This window comes from Nostoc sp. FACHB-110 (assembly GCF_014697425.1).
Classification (GTDB): Bacteria; Cyanobacteriota; Cyanobacteriia; order Cyanobacteriales; family Nostocaceae; genus Nostoc_B.
Genome location: NZ_JACJRU010000023.1, coordinates 89,846 through 109,216, shown reverse-complemented (window position 1 = coordinate 109,216; position 19,371 = coordinate 89,846). Strand labels below are relative to the sequence as shown.

Here is a 19,371-nt window from a genome sequence, read left to right as displayed (position 1 = left end):
AGTTTGATTGATGCAATGGGGAGAATGTAAGGTGCGATGCCTACGGCAAGCCTCTGAACATCTAAGCAGAAGCAGCTATTGTTTAAATAGCGTGTAGTTCAGTTTATAATCCTGCTTTCTGCCAGTACTTACTCTTGGTTAACGATAAAATTTAGAAGTGACTATACATAGCTTGTAAACATGAGCCAAAATATCAGGCAAGTAATCATGTATCGGGACGAAGATGGCTACTGGATTGTAGAGTGTCCCAGCCTCAAAGGTTGCGTTAGCCAAGGTAAAACGAAAGAGGAAGCTCTTTTGAATATCAAAGAGGCGATCGCCGGTTATATTTCAGCTCTCCAAGAAGATGGCTTACCTATCCCAGAAGAAAACTTTGAAACATTTCTGGTGGTTTTGTGAGTAAGCTACCCAGCATTTCAGGACAAGAATGTGTCAAAGCTCTAGAAAAAATTGGCTTCTACCAAAAACGAAGAGAAAGCAGTCACATTATTATGCGTCGAGATGAGCCATTTGCTCAAGTTGTTGTTCCTGATCATCAAGAGTTAGCTAAAGGAACTTTGAGGGCGATTATTCGAGATATTGATTTAAGTGTAGAGGAGTTTATCGCATTACTTTAGGATAGAGTTTCCAATGGTACAGACACCATCCAAAAATTTGACATTAGAGGAGTTTCTCAAACTACCAGAAACTAAACCTGCTAGTGAATACATTGATGCTCAAATTATTCAGAAACCCATGCCACAGGGTGAACACAGCACAATTCAAGGTGAACTGATTATTACCATTAATGGAGTCACTAAGCCGCAGAAAATTGCGCGTGCATTTCCAGAGTTGCGCTGCATTTTTGCTGGACGTGCTATTGTTCCAGATGTATCTGTGTTTCTTTGGGAAAGAATTCCTCGAAATGAAAATGGGGGTGTAGCAAATGTTTTTGCATTAGCACCCGATTGGATAATTGAAATCCTTTCTCCTGAGCAAAGTCAAACTAAAGTCATTGCTAAAATATTGCATTCTTTGAAGCATTGCACTCAAATGGGTTGGCTGATTGACCCAAATGAAAGAGTAGTATTTGTATATTTCTCAAACCAGCCACCAGAGTTATTTGATAAGTCAGAACAGTTACTTCCTGTGCCATCTTTTGCTAGTGAGTTACAGCTTACTGTAGGTGATTTATTCGGTTGGCTATTAGAGTAGAAAGTGAACATGAATATTCATCTTGATTTACCACCAGACCTAGAAAAAGAGCTTTGTAATGAAGCTTCTCAACTTAATTTGACTCTTTCTGAATATATTCTTCGTGTTCTTACTGTCCGGCAAGTTTTATTAAATCCACCAAAGACAGGCGCAGAACTTGTTGCTTATTGGCAGAATGAAGGTGTGATTAACTATAAATAATTATTATTATAATATTCAATTATTAACTTCAGAATCTCAGTATGCAAATTGAAAAACGCTTAAAAAATCATTACAAACGCTGGAATATTGACTTTTCTTATGAAGAACAATTTTTAAACTTTAAAAATAGACTAATTACACTTCTCGATAAATCAATGGGGGAGTACATAGCTGTAAATTCAAATGTTGATAAATACTTTATTGAAATGTTGAAGCTTCATAAAGCTGATGAACCTCATGTAAAAAAGTCTCAAATCGTTGCTAGGCAAACATTGAATGTAATCAAAAATTTACCTTATTATTCTGATGGTTTTGAACATACACCAAGTGGATTTGGCGATACAAACATATATGTGTGTGTTAAGGGTTGTAACGATTCACAAGAACTAGCTACAGTTTTACAGTTTCTTTTCTGGGCAATAGAAAAAGAATATGATGAAACACAAGAGATGGTTTCTAATATAGTAGAAGGAATTAGGAAGTTGTCTATATTAACACCCAATGTTAGTTTTCAAATTGCCAAAAAAGGTAGGCAAGTAATTATTTATCCTTATGGTGATCCATTTTTGGATAAGGGTATTATCGATTGTGTACTTGCTGGACTTGAAGATTATCCCAAGGTCGCTAAACATTTTGAAACTGCACTAAGAATTTATCAAAGTGGTGAAACAAGCCAATACAGAAATTTGCTTGACAATCTACGCTTTGCACTTGAGCAACTTCTGAAAAGTATTTTGAAGAGCGACAAGTCCTTGGAGAATCAAAAGAATGTTATTCTACCTTGGCTCAATGCTAAAGGCTTACATAAGGAAGTAGTCAATTTATATGAAAAATTATTAAGTACATATCTGAATTATCAAAATGGTGCTGTTAAACACAATGAAGCCTTTTCTCTAGATGAAGTAGAGTTTATGATTTATCTGACTGGTAACTTTATGCGTCTGATACTTCATCTGGAAAGACAAGAGAAAAATGTTGCAAAGTAAGTGTAAAGCAATCAGTTCTATTGTTACCAGAGCATTTTCCCGTGTTATACGTAATGTACTAAAATTGATGTCTAACCTCTGTTAGGTGTTTTCGTATGTCTTTGCCAGAGCTTAAGGAACAAGCGTGTAAACTACCTGTAAGCGATCGCCTTGCTCTCATTTTCCTAAAGAAAACTCAACAGAGATAATTAATAGTAGAACTTTCGTAACGATAGACAACTATGAGTGAGTTACTAGAATACGCTATATCTCGATTGAAAAACTTACCTGCTGATGAGCAAGATGCGATCGCAGCCATAATTCTAGAAGAACTAGAAGATGAACGCCGTTGGGATGAAGCTTTTGCCAAGTCTCCAGATTTACTTGCCAAACTTGCATCTGAGGCGATAGCTGAATATCGTAAAGGCAAAACTCAAGAATTAGATCCAGATAAATTTTGAAATCACGTATAACGACTCAGTTTCGGCAAGCATTTGGTGATCTACCTGAGCAAATTCAAGAGCAAACCCGTGAAGCATACCGCCTTTTCAAACAAAATCCCAACCATCCAAGTTTGCGCTTCAAAAAAGTACATCCAGAACTACCAATTTATTCAGCCCGAATTAGCAAAATTTGTCGAGAAGTTGGACAGTTAGAGGAAGATACGATTATTTGGTTTTGGCTGGGTTCACACGCAGAGTATGACAAACTGCTGTCTCAGTTTTAGCAATGTAGTGCGATCTCCAAAAATCATCAATTATTAAGGCTAGTGTATTAGGTACTACGAAGAGGAATTGGTATCAGTCCTAAAATTCCTCCTTCAGGATTCAGCGTAAACATCTTGGGGAGGATGTCAGTATTAAGCCAAGCAGTATCAAATATATCAAGGAAGAAAGCGATATCCTCCAACAAGGAGACTAGGTAAATGAATTTACAGGCTGTTTGGCGGCTGTTTCAAGAAACTTTTCAGGAATGGAGCGAAGATAAAGCGTCACGTTTAGCCGCAGCATTAGCTTATTACACCATTTTTTCTATTGCCCCGTTATTGATTATTGTAATTGCGATCGCTGGTGCAGTATTTGGAGAAGAAGCCGCCAGAGGTGAAATTTTTGGTCAAGTTAAAGGTTTAGTCGGCCCAGACGGAGCCGAATTTATTGAAATAGCTATCCGCAATGCTAGCCAACCAAAAACAGGTGCGATCGCTTCTATCATTAGTATTTTACTTTTATTTTTGGGTGCTACAGGTTTATTTACTGAGTTACAAGATTCCTTAAATACAATTTGGGAAGTTCAACCAAGACCTGGACGCGCGATGAAAAATGTTGTCCGTCAGCGTGCTTTATCTTTTGCAATGGTGTTGGGAATTGGCTTTTTACTATTAGTCTCTCTAGTTATTAGTACAGTATTAGCAGCGGTATTCAACTACTTTAGCCATTTACTACCGGGTGTTGATTTTGTTTGGCGAATTGTTAGTTTTTTAGTTTCTTTTTCCATCACTACAATATTATTTGGGCTAATATTTAAAGTCCTTCCAGATGTCAAAATTACTTGGAATGATGTTTTAATTGGCGCTGCAATTACATCTTTATTGTTCTCTTTTGGCAGATATTTATTAGGGCAATATCTTGGCAATAGTAGTTTTGGTTCCACTTATGGAGCAGCTGGTTCATTAGTAGTAATTCTCGCTTGGGTTTATTATGCCGCCCAAATTCTCTTTTTTGGGGCTGAATTTACGCAAGTTTATGCTAGAAGATACGGCAGTGGTATTAGACCAACAAAAAATGCTATGCCGCTTAAATATAATGGTCAAACTGATGAGAAAAGCAAGCGTTTAAAAGATAACTACAAAAATAATTAGAGTTGTGATGATTGTAGTCAATCAAAAGCAAACTAGGATTGTTGTTTATCTAATATCCCCGACTGTTCAAAAAGTCAGGGGTTTGAAGAGCGTAAACAGCATATATATACTAAATTTCTCATCACAATAGAAAAAATCCACACATGGATAAATGGTTTTATATCGATTGGCAAGCAATTTTTATTCCTAGTATCAGCATTTTTGAATTAATTATTAGAGGTTCTTTAGTTTATCTAGCGTTATTTTCTGTTCTACGCTTGCTTCCTAGCCGACAAATAGGAACCTTAGGAATTACAGATGTACTTGTAGTTGTGCTGTTTGCGGAAGCAGCCCAAAATGCAATGGCTAGCCACTATACATCAATTACTGAGGGTGGCATTCTGGTAGGAACAGTTATTTTTTGGAGTTACTTTCTCAATTGGTTGGGTTATAAACTGCCTAAATTTCAACGATTTCTGAATCCGCCGCCTCTACTGTTGGTGAAAAATGGGCAAATGATTTATCGACATTTAGAGAAAGCTTTGATTACAGAAGATGAGTTGATGAGTAAGTTACGTCAGCAAGGAGTTGAATTTCTGGCTGAGGTGAAATTAGCTTATATGGAAGCTGATGGTGGTATTAGTATCATCACCACTGAGACAAAAACACCTTCTCTAGCTAAACAAAAAGGCGATTAGAAACTAATAGGTAATATATTCAGAAAGAAACTTTGACCGGGTAATTCCTTTGTATTGCCTATTTCCTATTCCGTGTTCCCGCCTTATTGCATATCTAGGCAAAATAGAATGTAAAATATGACAGTTGTATTCTGCCGCGAACGTTGATTGAGCGTTATACCTTGCCCGAAATGGGCAACCTGTGGACTGACTTTTATAAGTTCAAAACCTGGCTGCAAGTAGAAATCGCAGCTTGCGAAGCCCAGGCTGAACTGGGTTACATTCCCGCTGATGCAGTTGAAGAAATTAAAGCCAAGGCTAATTTTGAACCCAAGCGGATTCTAGAAATTGAAGCAGAAGTTCGTCATGATGTCATCGCTTTCTTGACAAATGTCAATGAATATGTAGGTGAGGCTGGGCGTTATATTCACTTGGGTCTAACAAGTTCAGATGTATTAGATACAGCTTTAGCACTGCAACTAGTTGCTAGTCTGGATGTTATATCCCAACGTCTAGAAGATTTGATTGAGGCAATTCGCCAAAAGGCACGGGAACACAAGCATACCGTGATGATTGGCCGATCGCATGGCATCCATGCTGAACCAATCACCTTTGGCTTTAAGCTGGCTGGCTGGTTAGCCGAAGTATTGCGACACCAAGAACGCCTAAAGATTCTGCGCCAAACCATTGCCGTTGGCAAAATTTCGGGGGCGGTGGGAACTTATGCCAATATTGAGCCGCGTGTAGAAGCGATCGCTTGTGAAAAACTCGGACTGAAAGCAGATACAGCTTCTACTCAAGTAATTTCGCGCGATCGCCATGCTGATTACGTGCAGCAATTAGCTTTACTAGCCGCCTCTATTGAACGGTTTGCCGTGGAAATTCGCAACTTGCAAAAAACAGACGTTTTAGAAGTTGAAGAATTCTTCGCCAAAGGTCAAAAAGGCTCTAGTGCTATGCCCCACAAGCGCAACCCCATCCGTTCAGAACGGTTAACTGGGATGGCGCGATTGGTCAGAAGTCATGCTGGTGCAACTTTAGAAAACGTAGCTTTGTGGCATGAACGGGATATTTCTCATAGTTCCGTAGAACGGGTAGTATTGCCAGATGCGTGTATTTTGACGCATTTCATGTTAGTAGAAACCACCGATTTGGTGAAAAATCTGCTGGTTTATCCTGAAAACATGGCACGAAATCTTAACTGCTATGGTGGCGTAGTTTTCAGCCAAAGAGTGTTACTCACCCTAGTAGAAAAGGGAATGAACCGTGAAGAAGCCTATGCGATCGTGCAGCAAAGCGCACACACCGCTTGGAACAAACCAGAAGGCAATTTCCACCATTTAATTAGTCAAGATCCGCGCGTTACCCAAAAGCTTTCACCCGCAGAAATTGAACAGTGTTTTGACCCAAAACATCACCTCCAGCATTTGGAAACAGTTTACCAACGCCTGGATATTTAGTCGTTTCCCCCCTTTTTTAGGGGGGTTTATCTTAGCGAAGATTGCCAAAGAAAAAACAATAATTTTTCTATCTGCTGTAATTATTCAGAACAGTGGGTAATCTAAATAATAAGTATTTGATTATTTATAGATTGCCCTAATGATAGAAATTCTTGCTATGCTTTCTGCTTCTGCGGCAGCAGGAATGAGAATAGGCATACCACTATTAATAATTGGACTGTTGCAAGGCAGTAATTTGTGGTCGCAAACGCCTATTTTGTCTCAAATTTCTTCACCAATATTGTTAGGCTGCCTCACTAGTTGGTCTTTATTAGAATTATTTGCCTCAAAAAAGCTTCTCGGACAGAGAATTATCCAAATAGTTCAGTTATTGTTGTCTCCTATTGTCGGCGCAATCATGGGTTTAGCCGTCGCTTCTGCAACTGCAACACCTGACTGGTTAATTGCTTTAATTGGTGGTTTGCTGGCTTTAGTATTACAACTTGTACAAGTTGGCTGGTTTTATCGCTTGCGTGGCTTACCTTTGTGGGCAACATTTTTGCAAGATACTTTATGTATTGCCTTAGTATTATTTGCTTTTGATGCACCGTGGCAGGGTGGAGTAATTGCTTTAATACTGCTTTGGTTTGCTGTTCGTAGTGCTAAACAATGGTATGACTGGCGTTACAAACATAGGATATAGCAAGAAAGCTTATACTGCTTCACCAAGCCTCATTGGGGTGGGGTGTAAGTAAAATAATAGCTTTATCTATATTGCTATGATTCGTATTAGGGTCAGACGACTGGCATGATTTTTGACTAATTTTAACTTTTAAAACATCCTCTAACACAGATATGAAATTAGTCCCACTCTCGCCATATAAACTATCTGCCAGTACCAAATTAAATTTAAAGCCAATTGACTTGAGATTGAGTGAGGTATGACTTGAATGAATAAATTCATCATCGGAATTGGGATGTTTCTTGGCTCTACAATTGGCAGTTATATCCCTGTACTGTGGGGTGGTAATTTGCTATCGTTAACATCGATATTCTTGAGTGTCATTGGTGGCATTTTGGGGATTTGGCTTGGGTATCGCTTATCAAAATATCTAGGTTTTATCTGAATCTGTTTGATTCTGTTCGTGAAATAGTATAAGCACTAAAAATGATTTCCCACCAGCGTTCAATACTTTCATAATCAGTCAGGTGAAAATCAGCCCAACCTAGTTCATGTGAAATAGTATTACCTACTATATTGAAAAACTAAAAAATTGGGAGCCAGAAAATTATTGATTCTGACTCCTATATTTTATTTTTTATTGGTTTTTAATTGATTACTGCAAAAGTCCGATCATATGTAACAAACCACGACCAGTAATTAGTTCAATAATTAAAGCAATAAAGCCCAACATCGCAATTCTTCCATTCCAAACTTCTGCACTGGTAGTCATACCCCATTCCCAACTTTCTGGGGGATACATCTTCACCCTTTTTTTCATTTGGGCTGCTTGTGACAGCTTGAAGTTGGGTTGTTCCAGTGCTTCAATGACTAAATCAGCCAAGGCGCGAATGAATACTGGGTGAGTATTAGGTGCTGGTGCGCGACGGAAGTTGTGAATTCCCGCTTCTTCGGCAATTTCTCGATATTCAATATCAATTTCTTGCAGTGTCTCGATGTGTTCGGAGACAAAACTGATGGGTACAACCACGATATCTTGTACGCCTTGTGCGCCCAATTCCTTCAACGCATCTTCTGTATAAGGCTGTAGCCATTCTACAGGGCCGACACGGCTTTGATAAGCCAAAGTGTGAGCATTCGGACGGTTGAGGGTCTGCATAATTAAGTATGTGCATTCCTCAATTTCTTGCTGATAGGGATCGCCTGCTTCTTCTACATAGCTTTTTGGTACACCGTGGGCGCTAAAGAAGATATGCACATCATTAGGGTTAGGAAATTGGTCTATTTCCTGGGCGATGAGTTCCGCCATTGCTTTGAGGTAGTTGCGCTGTTTATACCAAGAAGGAATGACGGTGTATTCAAGATTTTGCAGTTTGGGGTCTTCTTGCCAAAGTTTTTCTAATAACCGGAAGCTAGAACCACTGGTACTGATAGAAAATTGCGGATAAAGGGGCAGAATTACCAGCTTATCAATTTCATCTTGGGTAAGCTGGGCGATCGCTTCTTCTGTGTAAGGATGCCAATATCGCATACCCACATAGATGTTAGCCTCTTTACCCAAATCACTCAACTGTTCTCTTAAAGCTTCGCCTTGGGCTTCGGTAATTCGCCGCAAGGGAGAACCACCACCAATTTGTTTATAATTTTCTTGGGATGTTTTCACGCGCCGGGAGGCAATAAACCAAGCTAAGGGTCTTTGCAACCAGCGAAATGGTAGGCGAATGATTTCGGGATCAGAAAATAAATTGAACAAAAATGGCCCAACGTCCTCTAATTTATCGGGGCCACCGAGATTGAGTAATAAAACGCCTACACGACCCATAGCAGTTATTTTCCCCCAACCTTTTCAGATTTTTTACTAATGTTAACAATATATCTTTATTAAATATAAAGCTTAACAGTCAGGAACGGTGCAATGGCCACAATTTTACGAGATTTAAGTTACCGCTATCAATGGTTATATGATGCTATTTCCCGCGTAGCAGCTATCAGCGTCGGTGGAGAAAGCCGTTTTCGTCAACTTGCCTTACAAGGCTTAACAATTCATTCAGATACTCAGGTCTTAGATTTATGTTGTGGCAGTGGGCAATCTACACAGTTTTTAGTAAAAATGTCACAAAATGTAACAGGATTAGATGCCTCACCAAAATCTTTGCAAAGGGCTAGACAAAACGTTCCCGAAGCCTCATATATAGAGGCCTTTGCCGAAAATATACCCTTTACCGAGAATTCTTTTGATGTGGTACATACCAGTGCCGCATTACATGAAATGCACACTGAACAATTAAGACAAATTCTGCAAGAAGTTTATCGAGTCCTAAAACCAGGCGGAGTTTTTACATTAGTAGATTTTCATGCACCGAATAATCCCATATTTTGGACTGGTGTATCAGTGTTTTTACTATTATTTGAAACAGAAACAGCTTGGGAGTTAATTAAAACCGATTTACCAGAGTTATTAAAGGAAATTGGCTTCAAAGTAGAGAAGACGCAATTATATGCAGGCGGTAGCTTACAAGTAATTCAAGCAAAAAAATAACCGCCTAAAACGTTCTCTAACTCTTTGCGCCTTTGCGCCTTTGCGCGAGAAAATAAAATTCTTGTTCTCCATCATTGATTGGAAAAACATCATCAAGCATCTCGACTCATCACAAAATCAAACAGATGATGCGCCATTTCCAACTTAGAACAATGGGCAATTTCTAATTTATGACCTTGCCCATCTAAGAATATGGCTTGATTGTTGTTACTTCCAAAACCACTATCCGGTTGATCTATAGGATTAGCAACAATCACATCTAATTTCTTAGACTGCAACTTTTCTTTTGCAGGTGTGATGATATCTCCAGTCTGTGCAGCAAAACCAATTAATAACTGATGTGCTTGTTTGAGTTGTGCTAGTTGGGCAACGATATCAGGTACAGGTTCTAAAGGTAATGCTTGGGGGAGCGATCGCTTGGGCAATTTCTCGCTACTATAATCTTTAGGCTTGACATCAGCCACAGCTGCCGACATGATAATCACATCAGCATTCGGTAAATATTCCAACATTACCTGCTGCATTTCCTCGGCTGAAATCACAGGTATAGCTTGCACACCTAAAGGTACATCCCAACTAGCTACACCATGTACTAAAGTCACATTTGCACCACGATGCAAAGCGGCTTGTGCCAACGCCAAACCCATCTTACCCGTAGAAGGATTACCAATAAATCTTACTGGGTCGAGATATTCCCGCGTTCCCCCAGTACTAATTAATATGCGTTTACCGACTAAATCTCGCTTACCGCCAGTATGTAATAAAGAATGAACACGGGTGACAATTTCTGGTGGTTCAGCCATTCTACCAGCACCGACGCGATCGCACGCCAGTAAGCCCGATGCTGTACTCATCCCATGATAGCGACTGTCTATTAACAACTGCTGCCAATTGCGCTGCACCGTCAACTGTTCCCACATATCCGTATTCATCGCAGGCGCCAACAATACAGGACAAGTCGAAGCTAATACTGTATTCGTCAGCAAATTATCTGCCATTCCGTAGGTTAACTTAGCTAATGTATTCGCTGTTAAAGGCGCAATTACGATTAAATCTGCCCATTCTCCCAACTCAATATGCAACGGACGGGAGTGAGTTGGTTGCCAAAAATCATTATCTGTATAGGCAGGGTGACGGGAGAGAGTAGCTAAAGTTAAAGGTGTAATAAATTCTTGTGCTGAACGGGTGAGAATAACTTTCACTTCCACACCACTTTTAAACAGCGTCGAAACCACCTCACAAACTTTATAGGCGGCGATACCGCCGCCTACACAAACAAGAACCCTGTTATTGCGAATTTCACTTGAGGACTGAAGATTAGACATCAGAAAAAAATATGAAGGCTGAAGTTATTTTCACACTTCACACTTCATACTTCATACTTCATCTAAGCTTCATCGTAAGGTTCTAAATCTAAGAGGTAGATATAGGGTTCCACTAATTCTGGACGCTGAAAGGCGATCGCTCGGAGTAGATGCCAATCGTTCAAACCTTCAAAAGCATTGCTATAATTATCAAGTTCCAGACGAGTAGCTAAATCTTCCACATCTGCTGCGGTCATGGCAGCAATTTCTGTTCTGGAAATGCCAAGAGTCTTCATAATGCTTGCCCCTCCCTTATGCAGCATTCGCATCCAGCTTGGGTAAAGTTGCGCTTGACGCAACCACCCAATCTATATTACTCATTAGACGGCATTTGTTTCGTAAAAATTTGCATGATTTTTACCATAATTGTAAAAAATTTGTATTTAAGGCTACGCAATTGTCGTTAAAACAAAATTTCGTAACGCTTCTAACATTTGCAGATTAATTTCATGCCCCGCCGCAAATTCCCGGTAATCTACTGTAAAACTTAGAGACTGCAAGGTTTCCCGTGTTCTGATAGCTGCTTGTAATGGCACAACTTCATCTTGAGTACCGTGCATAACCAAAGTCGGCGGAATTTCTTTTTGTTCTGTTGGTACTGCATCAGGATGTAAATATCCACTCATCACCACTAAACCAGCTAGGGGTAACTTTAACCCCACTTCTAAAGTCATCGCCCCACCTTGCGAAAAGCCACACAAAATCGTCCGTGATAAAGGTACAGCAGTGCTGCTTTCTAAAGATTGCAAAAAGTCGGTGAGTAATTGCCGACTTTCGGATAAACCTTGATACATATTCTCATTTCGCAAGTCATACCAAGCCTTACCCACAGAAGAATAAGGATGAGGATATGGTGCATTGGGAAACACAAACTGGTAATTCGGTAACTGGAAATAAGGTAATAAAGATGCGACATCCTCAGCATTTGCACCCCAACCGTGCAAAGCGACAATTAAGCCAACGGGGGGTTGAGAATTAGCTGGGGGGACATTGATAAATTGTAAAGACAGAAGCTTGCTCCTAAAATCAACTCTTCTCAATTGTCTAAGAATTTTACTCTGCTTCATCTTCTAGCAGAATGGTATTGAGAAGATTTAGTTCATTGGATGCCATAAAATAGCGATCGCTAAAAACTGTTTCTAATTGCGTAAAAATCCGTCTACCTGCCACAGCTACCCAAGGAAATGTGCGATAGTGAGGCACTACGGGTATGACTAAGCCTTGAGGAGTTAGAGAACGTCCTAGCGCACTTCTCCAAGCTTGCGGATCTTGTAATACTTGTTGGCGGGTGTCATCTTCTGATTGTTCATTCCAGAAATGGGGATAGTCTAGAGGTAAGCCAATCACTATATTTCTGGTTTTCAACGCTTGAATTGTAGAAGATTCAATCACAAATCCTTCTTGTTCCCGACTTAAGAGCTTATATAATTCGTTAGCTGGACGTTTGAGTTTTGAGGGAAATTTGAATTTCTTGCTGTCAGCAATTTCTTTTAGTGATCCTAAAAGACGACTGCTATTTTGTTTAATATCAGCTTTCCATGCTTCAAAGCTAAATATTTCTTCAGTTTTGCGATCGCTCCAATCTTCTATCCAGAAAGGGCCTATACAAGTTAGACTATCAGGTATCTCTAGGGCATCATTATCTAAAGATGGCAATAAAGAACTCTGAGGCCTAGAGGCAGATTTAACTAAAGCTTGTAAAGTTTGATAATTTGCATAAGACTTAGCATTTTTTTCTGATGATTGACCTTTCAAATCAAAATGTTTAAAGATGCTTGTAGATAACTGTTCCGCCTTTTTGACAATTGCTTTTGCGTCTTGAGGATGACTATCACTAATAAAAACTTTGGCTTCACGCAAGAAATCTAATAAATCATCAGACATCAAACGCAATAATTCTTCATCCCCAACAGAACCAACGGGTACAAATGCAATTCTATTTTTATTCAGTCCTGCATCACCTTTAATGCGGGTAAGAATTGTAGAGCGTAACATTACCAGCAAAGTTAATAAATCACTGGACTGACGCAACCATAGTCTTTTAGGGTCAATATCTTCTCGTTCAATGATGAAATCATTAATAAGCATGACTAAGCGTCTATCTTTGTCATCTCCAGAAACTTCTATTCCGGTTTCTGGATGTGTATACATTCCTCGTCCTCGGTAAATTAATTGTGCGACTTCCATTAAAGCGGCTTCAATATTAAATCGGGGAATTGCAGCTATGATGCAATCAGTTTTGGGGAAAGAAACACCTCTTGCACCTGAAGAAGTCATCAAGAAAACTCGAACTTCATCCCGTCGTGGCGGCTTTACTAATTCCAATCGTTTATCAGGTGATACACTTTGATCCAAGACCTCCACTTCTCCCCTTTTTAGCAGAGCTTCTTTACCACTGGTCAATTTCTCTTGTAACTGACGTAGAAAAGCTTTATCCTGAGCAAAGAAAATCAACTGCTCTGCTCCCTTGTTTAACCCATCTTTGATTTCTAAGTAGGCATTTGTTAGGGTTTCTTCTTCTGATTTTTCTCGAATTGCTTGTCTAATTGTCTGCTCTGTACCGTCACTATTTTGACCTGGTTTAATAGGAGACAACCTAATACTGTAATCAATGGTGAGTTTACTGGCGGGGTAGCTATTTGTCATGACGTGTAGCGTTGGGTATCTTCTAGGGCCAATTTTTGTAGAAGTCCCTGTTACCCGAAACGGAGCTTCACCTAGACTTTGACTAATTAAAACTTTATCAGGAGCGCGATCGCCTGAGTTCAAAAAGCTATCCAACACAACTTCATTGCTGAGTGAAGCATCAGCCAGAATCAGCACGATTTTAAATGGAGATTGATCTGTATCAAATGGTTTAATAAATTGCTGTTCTAACCATTCTGCTAACTTACGCACAAAGGGCGCTCCTGCACCATCACCAGCGAGTTCATCCACCATGACAACTATAGTAGGAATCCGGGCTGCAAAATCTGAACGTTCCTTCTTTGCAAGCTTCTTACTGGCATCTTTGTGTACAAACAAATTGCTGAAGGCATTAACTGTGGTTGATTGATCGCTGAGTGTTCGATAACCTTGAATGGCGGCAGTCATTACCAGCTGTTTCAATTGGGGGTTAGCTTTGAGCAATACTTGGGCTGATTTTGCTATCGTACCCAATACACCAGGACTGTAAAGAGATTCTATGCTGTAATCTCTTTCGTTAAGGCGGCGTTTAATCTTATTCGAGCCTACTTCGTTGCAAGTAATATCATGTTCTTGTTCTGGGGTTAGGAAGAAGATATTGCTAGGAGGACGTGTGAGGTTTGCAATACCATCAACAACAACAGCACTATCAATATTGTGAGGTGGAAAATTGTTTTGCTGAACTTGTTTTTTATACCATTCGGGAGCGGCATCAATCAAATTTTTATTACTGGTGATGGTTAATATCCCCGTGGGTTGCTCGTTTTCTCTAGCAAGTTTGTCGGTGACATCTCGATTAATTACAACTCGTGGACTGAGATACAAAAATAAAAAACCTCGATCCTGCTCTTTTTGCTGCTTGAGAAATTTCATTACAGCAGTAGTTTTACCAATACCCGGATTTCCTTCTAACGCTAGGACGTTAATTTTACCGACTTGAGCAGCACTCACTCCAGCAAAAACTGCGGCTTCGTGTACTTTTCGCAGAGGAATTGTTTCTTGATTGGGATTGATGTCGTTGACAAAGTTAGCAATTTGTGTAGTTGGGTTGCCTGCAAAAAACTCGTGTAATGCGTCGTGGTCTTCAATAGATGCGATCGCAAGAGCCTTGCTAATTTCATCCATTGGGTTGTAGAATTCGGTCACATTCTCCTGAAAGAGAAAATGGGAGTATTGACCGAGCGTTGGGTTTTCAGCTAGAGACTTTGCTTGCGCTTTCAACGCAGAGGGTAGCCCGTTCAAAAGCCGCTTGAATACTTTACGAATCTCTCCATCTAAATAAAGTGGCTCATCGTTCTCTGAATGTTCAGCCTTGCAATATGCTTGTCCCAATGATTTCATTAACTCGGCTCTAGTATCTGGTTCTGGTTCTACACCCCAAAAATGAGCAGCAAGACTTTCAATACCATTGGATGTCACAGCCATTGCTCTAGTATGACAACTTCCTTCTAATAGTTGATGCTTGCGTAAGACATGAATCAGACGATCTGTATAAGATGATGCCTGACAAAGCTTAAATAAAGGTTTATCTTGACCGCTAAATGCAGAAAGAAAACTTTCTAACCTTTTAGAAATTGAAAATTCTTCACCCTCAACCTCTGCACAAACTCTAGAGAAGACTCCTCGTGATTCCATGTAACGCGCATAGCGGCTCATTTCTTCTTGATGAGGCGTTTCATGTTGAAAATCTGCAAATTTTATGGGTGCGTTATACGAGAATTCCAAGCAGATAATTAAGTTCTCAATTTTTTTGCGTTTTAAATCTTGTGGCTGGGAGAAGTCTTTTTTAAAGTCTTTAGAGAATATTACTTCCTCTTCTTGTGTGTTTCTGTGGGGGATATATTCATTAGACAACCATAAAATAAAATCGGCTCTGGCTGGTTGTCCTCGGTTGACTAAGTTCTCATCTGGTTTCCTTAGTATTTTGAAAGTTTCTTGAAATGCTTTTGCTGTCGCTTCTTTTTCTTCATCCCGTTGCATTTGCTGTCCTGGAAATGTCAACGGACACCAAATTGCTTTTAGTTTAGGTTTTCTAATTTGGCTGTGGTTGAGACACTCACGCATCGCTGTCCAACCTAAACCATAGCCGAGTACCAACAGATGACGCAGCATTGTTTCTACCCATTCTTTAGTATTAGCATCTGTCAGTTTGAATGCTTTTACCAATTGTTGGGAGATATCTTTATTTTTGTGAGATTGCCAAAGCTGGAAAACCTTATTATCTTGCAACAGTAGATTTTGGTGAATTAACTGTTGTAAAACACCGCGTTTGACAGCAATTTCAAATACCTGCCCCCAAATAGAGGCTTGTTCTAAAAAAGATAATTCCATTATTTCCTGTGCAGAACTTGAGAAACGTGGGTAAGTACAGCGCGATAATTAAGTAATACCTGTCCTTTGCGGCGGGTATGAAGAACTTTGACTTCACCAGCCTCTTCAACTGTATTAGGGGATATCCAACTAAATGGGTCTAGCACTGGGATGAGTTGACCCGCTTTATTCGCACCTCGTTCAGCTTCAATAAAATGCAGGCCTCTCAGTACAGATAGTAAGCAGGGATGAATAGGAGAATCTAAATCAGGATTGATCAAATGCTGACGAGCGCGTTGAATCGAGTTAAGGCTGCGAACTTTGGTATCCGAAACTAGAAAATAAATGCAGAAACCAGATTGTATGCGTTCTTCTGCTTGAATAGCATAAAGTGTAGCAAAGGTATAAACCGGAATAAAATCACGGAAATCTTCAGAAGTAGCAACAGAACTCCAAAAACTTGTATGGTCTTCAGCTTGCACAATTTCAAATGCTGCTTCATTGTATCCGCGATCGCGCAAGCGTGTAGCCGGAAATACATCCCGCACCATTGGGTAAATATTGATATCAGGAAATGTTTGAAAGACTTCTTCTAAAAACTCTGTAGGAATTAAAGAAGAATTGTAATCTGCGGCTCGATTAATGCGGCGATCTCCATAGGCATGAGCTAATAAAATAATGTGCTGACATCCTTGGGCTTTGAGATGACGAATTTCTTCTTGAACTAGACGTTGCGTTTTCAATTGTTCCGGAGAATCAAGCACATCAGACTGCATCCGTTCTCTTTTCAGTTCATAACCTATAAAAGGTTCATTAACAGATGTTGCAACATAACTCTGAGTGAGAAAAAGATAGGCCTTTTCTTCATCATTAGGAAAATTACCCTCATTACAGGGGCGACTGGCGTAGGAAATTAAACCAATCTTGGGAACAGAATCGGAATTTGGGCAACTGATACAAAGTGGAAATGCACTTAATAAGGCTTTAAAAGTACCAGATTTAATAAAATCTTGGTTTGTTTTGGATTGTTTCACCAGATTTTCTAAGATAAGTCCCTGCATTCGGATAGGGATATCTTCGCCTAGTATGGCTTCCAAGGTTTGGGCGGCTGCGTAAACATAAGCATCGCCACTCTTGTCTTTATCTTCACCTAGTTGTTTTCCTGTTTCTTGTAGTCGCAGCATTAAGGTTGTAAAGTCAACCAATTTTTCCTTCTGACCACGTTTTTGCAATCGTGTAATAATTTTCCATAAGCAGCAATAAACTAGCACAGCAAAGGCAGTGACGGCGGCTGCATGATACTGCTTATTTTCCTCAGCGTTTTTTGTATTTGCTCGCCGCTTCACAGTTTCAACATCGTATTCAATATTAATTGCAGATGATAGTAGCCATTCTCTTGCTTGCGGTGCATTTTCAGAGAGTTTGTAAGTCCATATATTGTTTTCCTTTTTCAAGGAACAAGGAACCCAACAAACTTGGAGGAGTTTCTGCGACAATAAACGCTTGGCTGTTATTTGGCTGTTTGCGCCTTTAGTGATTAAGTCATATTCCGAAAGCTCAGTAGTAACCTTAACTGAAAATAGAGATTTTGCTGGTTGATCACAAATTTGAATGTGTTTAAACCATTCAACCTGTTCGCTGGAATTTTGTTGTGGCTCTACAAGCAACTTTCTTACACCTGGTGTTGCTCCTTCTAGCCGATCCCAATTAATAATGCTGTTTTTAACACAGATAAATTGTTGTGAAGAGTGATTTTTAACTTGGGATATGACTTTTTGGCTCTTATCTCGCAATACTTTCGTCAGTGCTTTGGCAATCAACTTCATTGACTCAGAGCGTTCTTTTAATTCATCTAAAGTCTGGCGAATAGCGTCTTTACCCTGAGATTGAAAATTTGCTCGGAGTTCATTCACCACATCGGTTAGTGATTCTTTAGTTAGCGAGGCTTCATCTTTTTTAGGAACAACGACCGCCAAAAAAATGAGTTGAGCTAAACGACGACGAAGCTCCCAAGGTTTTTGTAAGGAATCTTCATCATCACTAAGTAAATAGTCTTTGATTTTCTCAATTCGTACTTCAAAAGCAGGTTTACCTGATTCTGGGTTGTCTCCGTTGACCCGAAAACGATAACATACTTTACGCTCAACTTGATTGTCAGTCTTTTTCTCAAAAATTTGAGTTTTCCACTCAGGCCAAACAGCTAGACAATAATAAAAAGTTGCTTTACTGAGTTCATCAGCCAAGTCGAATTCAATTGCACTACCAAAATGAGCCGTTAAATCAAATGTATAGTCCTCTTCTTGAGCCGATGTCACTAAAATGAGTATTCGATTGACATATTCTGCCAACAGTTGGTAATCTAGTTCGCTAGTTGATTTGGCATTTTCTGCGATCGCTTCCATAATCCGAAAGCTAATTGTTAATCGGACTCGTGACAATGCTTCATCGTCTATAAAATTTAAAAAACGCTGAATTTGGCTATCGTATCGATTTTTTTCCTCTTCTAAAGTTGCGATCGATGAATCAACATCATCTTCATCATTGTCTCGTTCGTCTTTCAAATATTGTGCCGCAGCACTGCTCATTTGCTCAAAATAATCAGTATTTTCGACTCGTTCGCGTGCAGAAATAACTGTTGCCAAAGACTTGTTATCCTTAGCATCTCCAGATTGAAAAGCTATAGGTACGAGGTTGCCAGTGTTAGGCATATTCTGGAAACGTGTACCTGCTTTTTGTGCAAGCTGTTTGAGTTGTTTATCAGAGTCATCTAACAGCAATGTCGATAATAAGTTATCGGAAGTCACAGCATGATTTAGTGCCTCGTCAACAGCAGCCATTAATCTGTCTATTGCACCTGGTAACTTTGTCGCATTGCCATCACTCAAACAACCGCCAACACGCGACCTATTACCATTTGCCGGCATCGATAAATTTTGAATAAATCCACTACCACTAGTAGGGTTAAAAGCCTCTTTAAACTTAGGTTGTGTAAATAGGCGATGCATTACGGCTGAAGTACGTATTCTCAGACGTTTATTTTGTTTGTTATCAAATTCAAACAACTGCATCCCTTTAGGACTTAGCTGGTTAGTATTTCCCTGATTACTGCTGGGAGAAATAGCCTGAGCAAGCAATTCTATGACTGTAGCGAGGTCAATAGAAGGCTTGAGTGAACGCGGTTCAACGTGAGCACCACTACCTTGTGAAGGCATAATTATTTCCTTTGTAATTGTCAGTCTTACAACTGCTACATCTGCTAGAAACTTACAGTTTCAGCAAATGGAATCCATATTCTTAGTATCTTAACTGTGTATAATTTGTCAAGATATTATGTTTTAGGTTAATAAAAATTTAAATAATCAGCAGGTTTACATCATTTTCTGACTAAGTAAGGGACTTGCAGTAAAACCAAACTGTGTGAAGAAAAGTAAATAATGCTCAAACTCTTTCTCCCTCTGCTCCCTGCCCCCTGCTCCCT

At 39.6% G+C, this 19,371-nt stretch carries 18 protein-coding genes and 1 pseudogene; 13 read left to right on the top strand and 6 right to left on the bottom strand.

Translation table 11 applies throughout. From position 1 onward, the window contains the following. Window positions 1-180 precede the first annotated feature (180 nt). The 12 genes and pseudogenes from H6G69_RS20285 (at window position 181) to H6G69_RS20230 (ending at window position 7,440) form a co-directional block, all read left to right on the top strand. Window positions 181-399: a type II toxin-antitoxin system HicB family antitoxin gene (locus H6G69_RS20285; protein WP_199336153.1), complete on the top strand. Its 219-nt coding sequence runs from the start codon at window positions 181-183 to the stop codon at window positions 397-399. Then, on the top strand, window positions 396-617 hold the full coding sequence (locus H6G69_RS34000; RefSeq protein ID WP_190592818.1) for a type II toxin-antitoxin system HicA family toxin: 222 nt from the start codon (window positions 396-398) through the stop codon (window positions 615-617). The genes H6G69_RS20285 and H6G69_RS34000 overlap by 4 nt, the downstream gene beginning before the upstream one ends. Before the next feature lie 13 nt (window positions 618-630). Beyond that, window positions 631-1,194: a Uma2 family endonuclease gene (locus H6G69_RS20275; protein ID WP_190690924.1), complete on the top strand. Its 564-nt coding sequence runs from the start codon at window positions 631-633 to the stop codon at window positions 1,192-1,194. 9 nt (window positions 1,195-1,203) lie between these two features. Continuing rightward, window positions 1,204-1,386, top strand: a pseudogene (locus H6G69_RS20270) (hypothetical protein); the annotation flags it as partial. 50 nt (window positions 1,387-1,436) lie between these two features. Beyond that, window positions 1,437-2,381 carry a hypothetical protein gene (locus H6G69_RS20265; RefSeq protein WP_190690922.1) on the top strand — a complete coding sequence of 315 codons (945 nt, stop codon included), beginning with the start codon at window positions 1,437-1,439 and terminating at the stop codon, window positions 2,379-2,381. Window positions 2,382-2,602: 221 nt separating this feature from the next. After that, a complete protein-coding gene (locus tag H6G69_RS20260) occupies window positions 2,603-2,821 on the top strand; it encodes a hypothetical protein (RefSeq protein ID WP_190690921.1) in 219 nt (72 codons plus the stop codon). Next, window positions 2,818-3,087: a hypothetical protein gene (locus tag H6G69_RS20255; protein ID WP_190690920.1), complete on the top strand. Its 270-nt coding sequence runs from the start codon at window positions 2,818-2,820 to the stop codon at window positions 3,085-3,087. Before H6G69_RS20260 ends, H6G69_RS20255 begins: the two co-directional genes overlap by 4 nt. A gap of 198 nt (window positions 3,088-3,285) precedes the next feature. Beyond that, on the top strand, window positions 3,286-4,218 hold the full coding sequence (locus tag H6G69_RS20250) for a YihY/virulence factor BrkB family protein (RefSeq protein WP_190690919.1): 933 nt from the start codon (window positions 3,286-3,288) through the stop codon (window positions 4,216-4,218). Window positions 4,219-4,361: 143 nt separating this feature from the next. Beyond that, window positions 4,362-4,895 carry a DUF421 domain-containing protein gene (locus H6G69_RS20245; RefSeq protein WP_190690918.1) on the top strand — a complete coding sequence of 178 codons (534 nt, stop codon included), beginning with the start codon at window positions 4,362-4,364 and terminating at the stop codon, window positions 4,893-4,895. Window positions 4,896-5,038: 143 nt separating this feature from the next. Further along, entirely contained in the window at window positions 5,039-6,334 is a 1,296-nt protein-coding gene (purB, locus tag H6G69_RS20240) for an adenylosuccinate lyase (RefSeq protein ID WP_190690917.1), read from the top strand. A 139-nt stretch (window positions 6,335-6,473) separates the two neighbouring features. Then, window positions 6,474-7,016 (top strand): DUF4126 domain-containing protein, encoded by a 543-nt coding sequence (locus H6G69_RS20235; RefSeq protein WP_190690916.1) that lies wholly within the window; start codon window positions 6,474-6,476, stop codon window positions 7,014-7,016. A 247-nt stretch (window positions 7,017-7,263) separates the two neighbouring features. After that, the gene (locus H6G69_RS20230) at window positions 7,264-7,440 is read left to right on the top strand and encodes a hypothetical protein (RefSeq protein ID WP_190690915.1); all 177 of its coding nucleotides are present in this window, start codon (window positions 7,264-7,266) and stop codon (window positions 7,438-7,440) included. Window positions 7,441-7,650: 210 nt separating this feature from the next. On the opposite strand, the gene hemH is transcribed toward H6G69_RS20230, so the two are convergent. Beyond that, window positions 7,651-8,817 (bottom strand): ferrochelatase, encoded by a 1,167-nt coding sequence (gene hemH / locus H6G69_RS20225; protein WP_190690914.1) that lies wholly within the window; start codon window positions 8,815-8,817, stop codon window positions 7,651-7,653. Window positions 8,818-8,910: 93 nt separating this feature from the next. Here hemH and H6G69_RS20220 point away from each other — a divergent pair, with 93 nt between their 5' ends. After that, window positions 8,911-9,534 carry a class I SAM-dependent methyltransferase gene (locus H6G69_RS20220; protein ID WP_190690913.1) on the top strand — a complete coding sequence of 208 codons (624 nt, stop codon included), beginning with the start codon at window positions 8,911-8,913 and terminating at the stop codon, window positions 9,532-9,534. A gap of 92 nt (window positions 9,535-9,626) precedes the next feature. Here the strand turns inward: H6G69_RS20220 and coaBC are convergent, their stop codons facing one another. The 5 genes from coaBC to H6G69_RS20195 form a co-directional block, all read right to left on the bottom strand. Continuing rightward, on the bottom strand, window positions 9,627-10,859 hold the full coding sequence (coaBC, locus tag H6G69_RS20215) for a bifunctional phosphopantothenoylcysteine decarboxylase/phosphopantothenate--cysteine ligase CoaBC (protein WP_190690912.1): 1,233 nt from the start codon (window positions 10,857-10,859) through the stop codon (window positions 9,627-9,629). A 62-nt stretch (window positions 10,860-10,921) separates the two neighbouring features. Then, a complete protein-coding gene (locus H6G69_RS20210; RefSeq protein WP_190690911.1) occupies window positions 10,922-11,134 on the bottom strand; it encodes a DUF2555 domain-containing protein in 213 nt (70 codons plus the stop codon). 153 nt (window positions 11,135-11,287) lie between these two features. Next, window positions 11,288-11,965 (bottom strand): alpha/beta hydrolase, encoded by a 678-nt coding sequence (locus tag H6G69_RS20205; protein WP_242072122.1) that lies wholly within the window; start codon window positions 11,963-11,965, stop codon window positions 11,288-11,290. Beyond that, window positions 11,952-15,914, bottom strand: coding sequence for a helicase-related protein (locus H6G69_RS20200; RefSeq protein ID WP_190690910.1), 3,963 nt, complete (start codon window positions 15,912-15,914; stop codon window positions 11,952-11,954). Before H6G69_RS20200 ends, H6G69_RS20205 begins: the two co-directional genes overlap by 14 nt. Beyond that, window positions 15,914-19,105 (bottom strand): hypothetical protein, encoded by a 3,192-nt coding sequence (locus H6G69_RS20195; protein WP_190690909.1) that lies wholly within the window; start codon window positions 19,103-19,105, stop codon window positions 15,914-15,916. Before H6G69_RS20195 ends, H6G69_RS20200 begins: the two co-directional genes overlap by 1 nt. Window positions 19,106-19,371 lie beyond the last annotated feature (266 nt).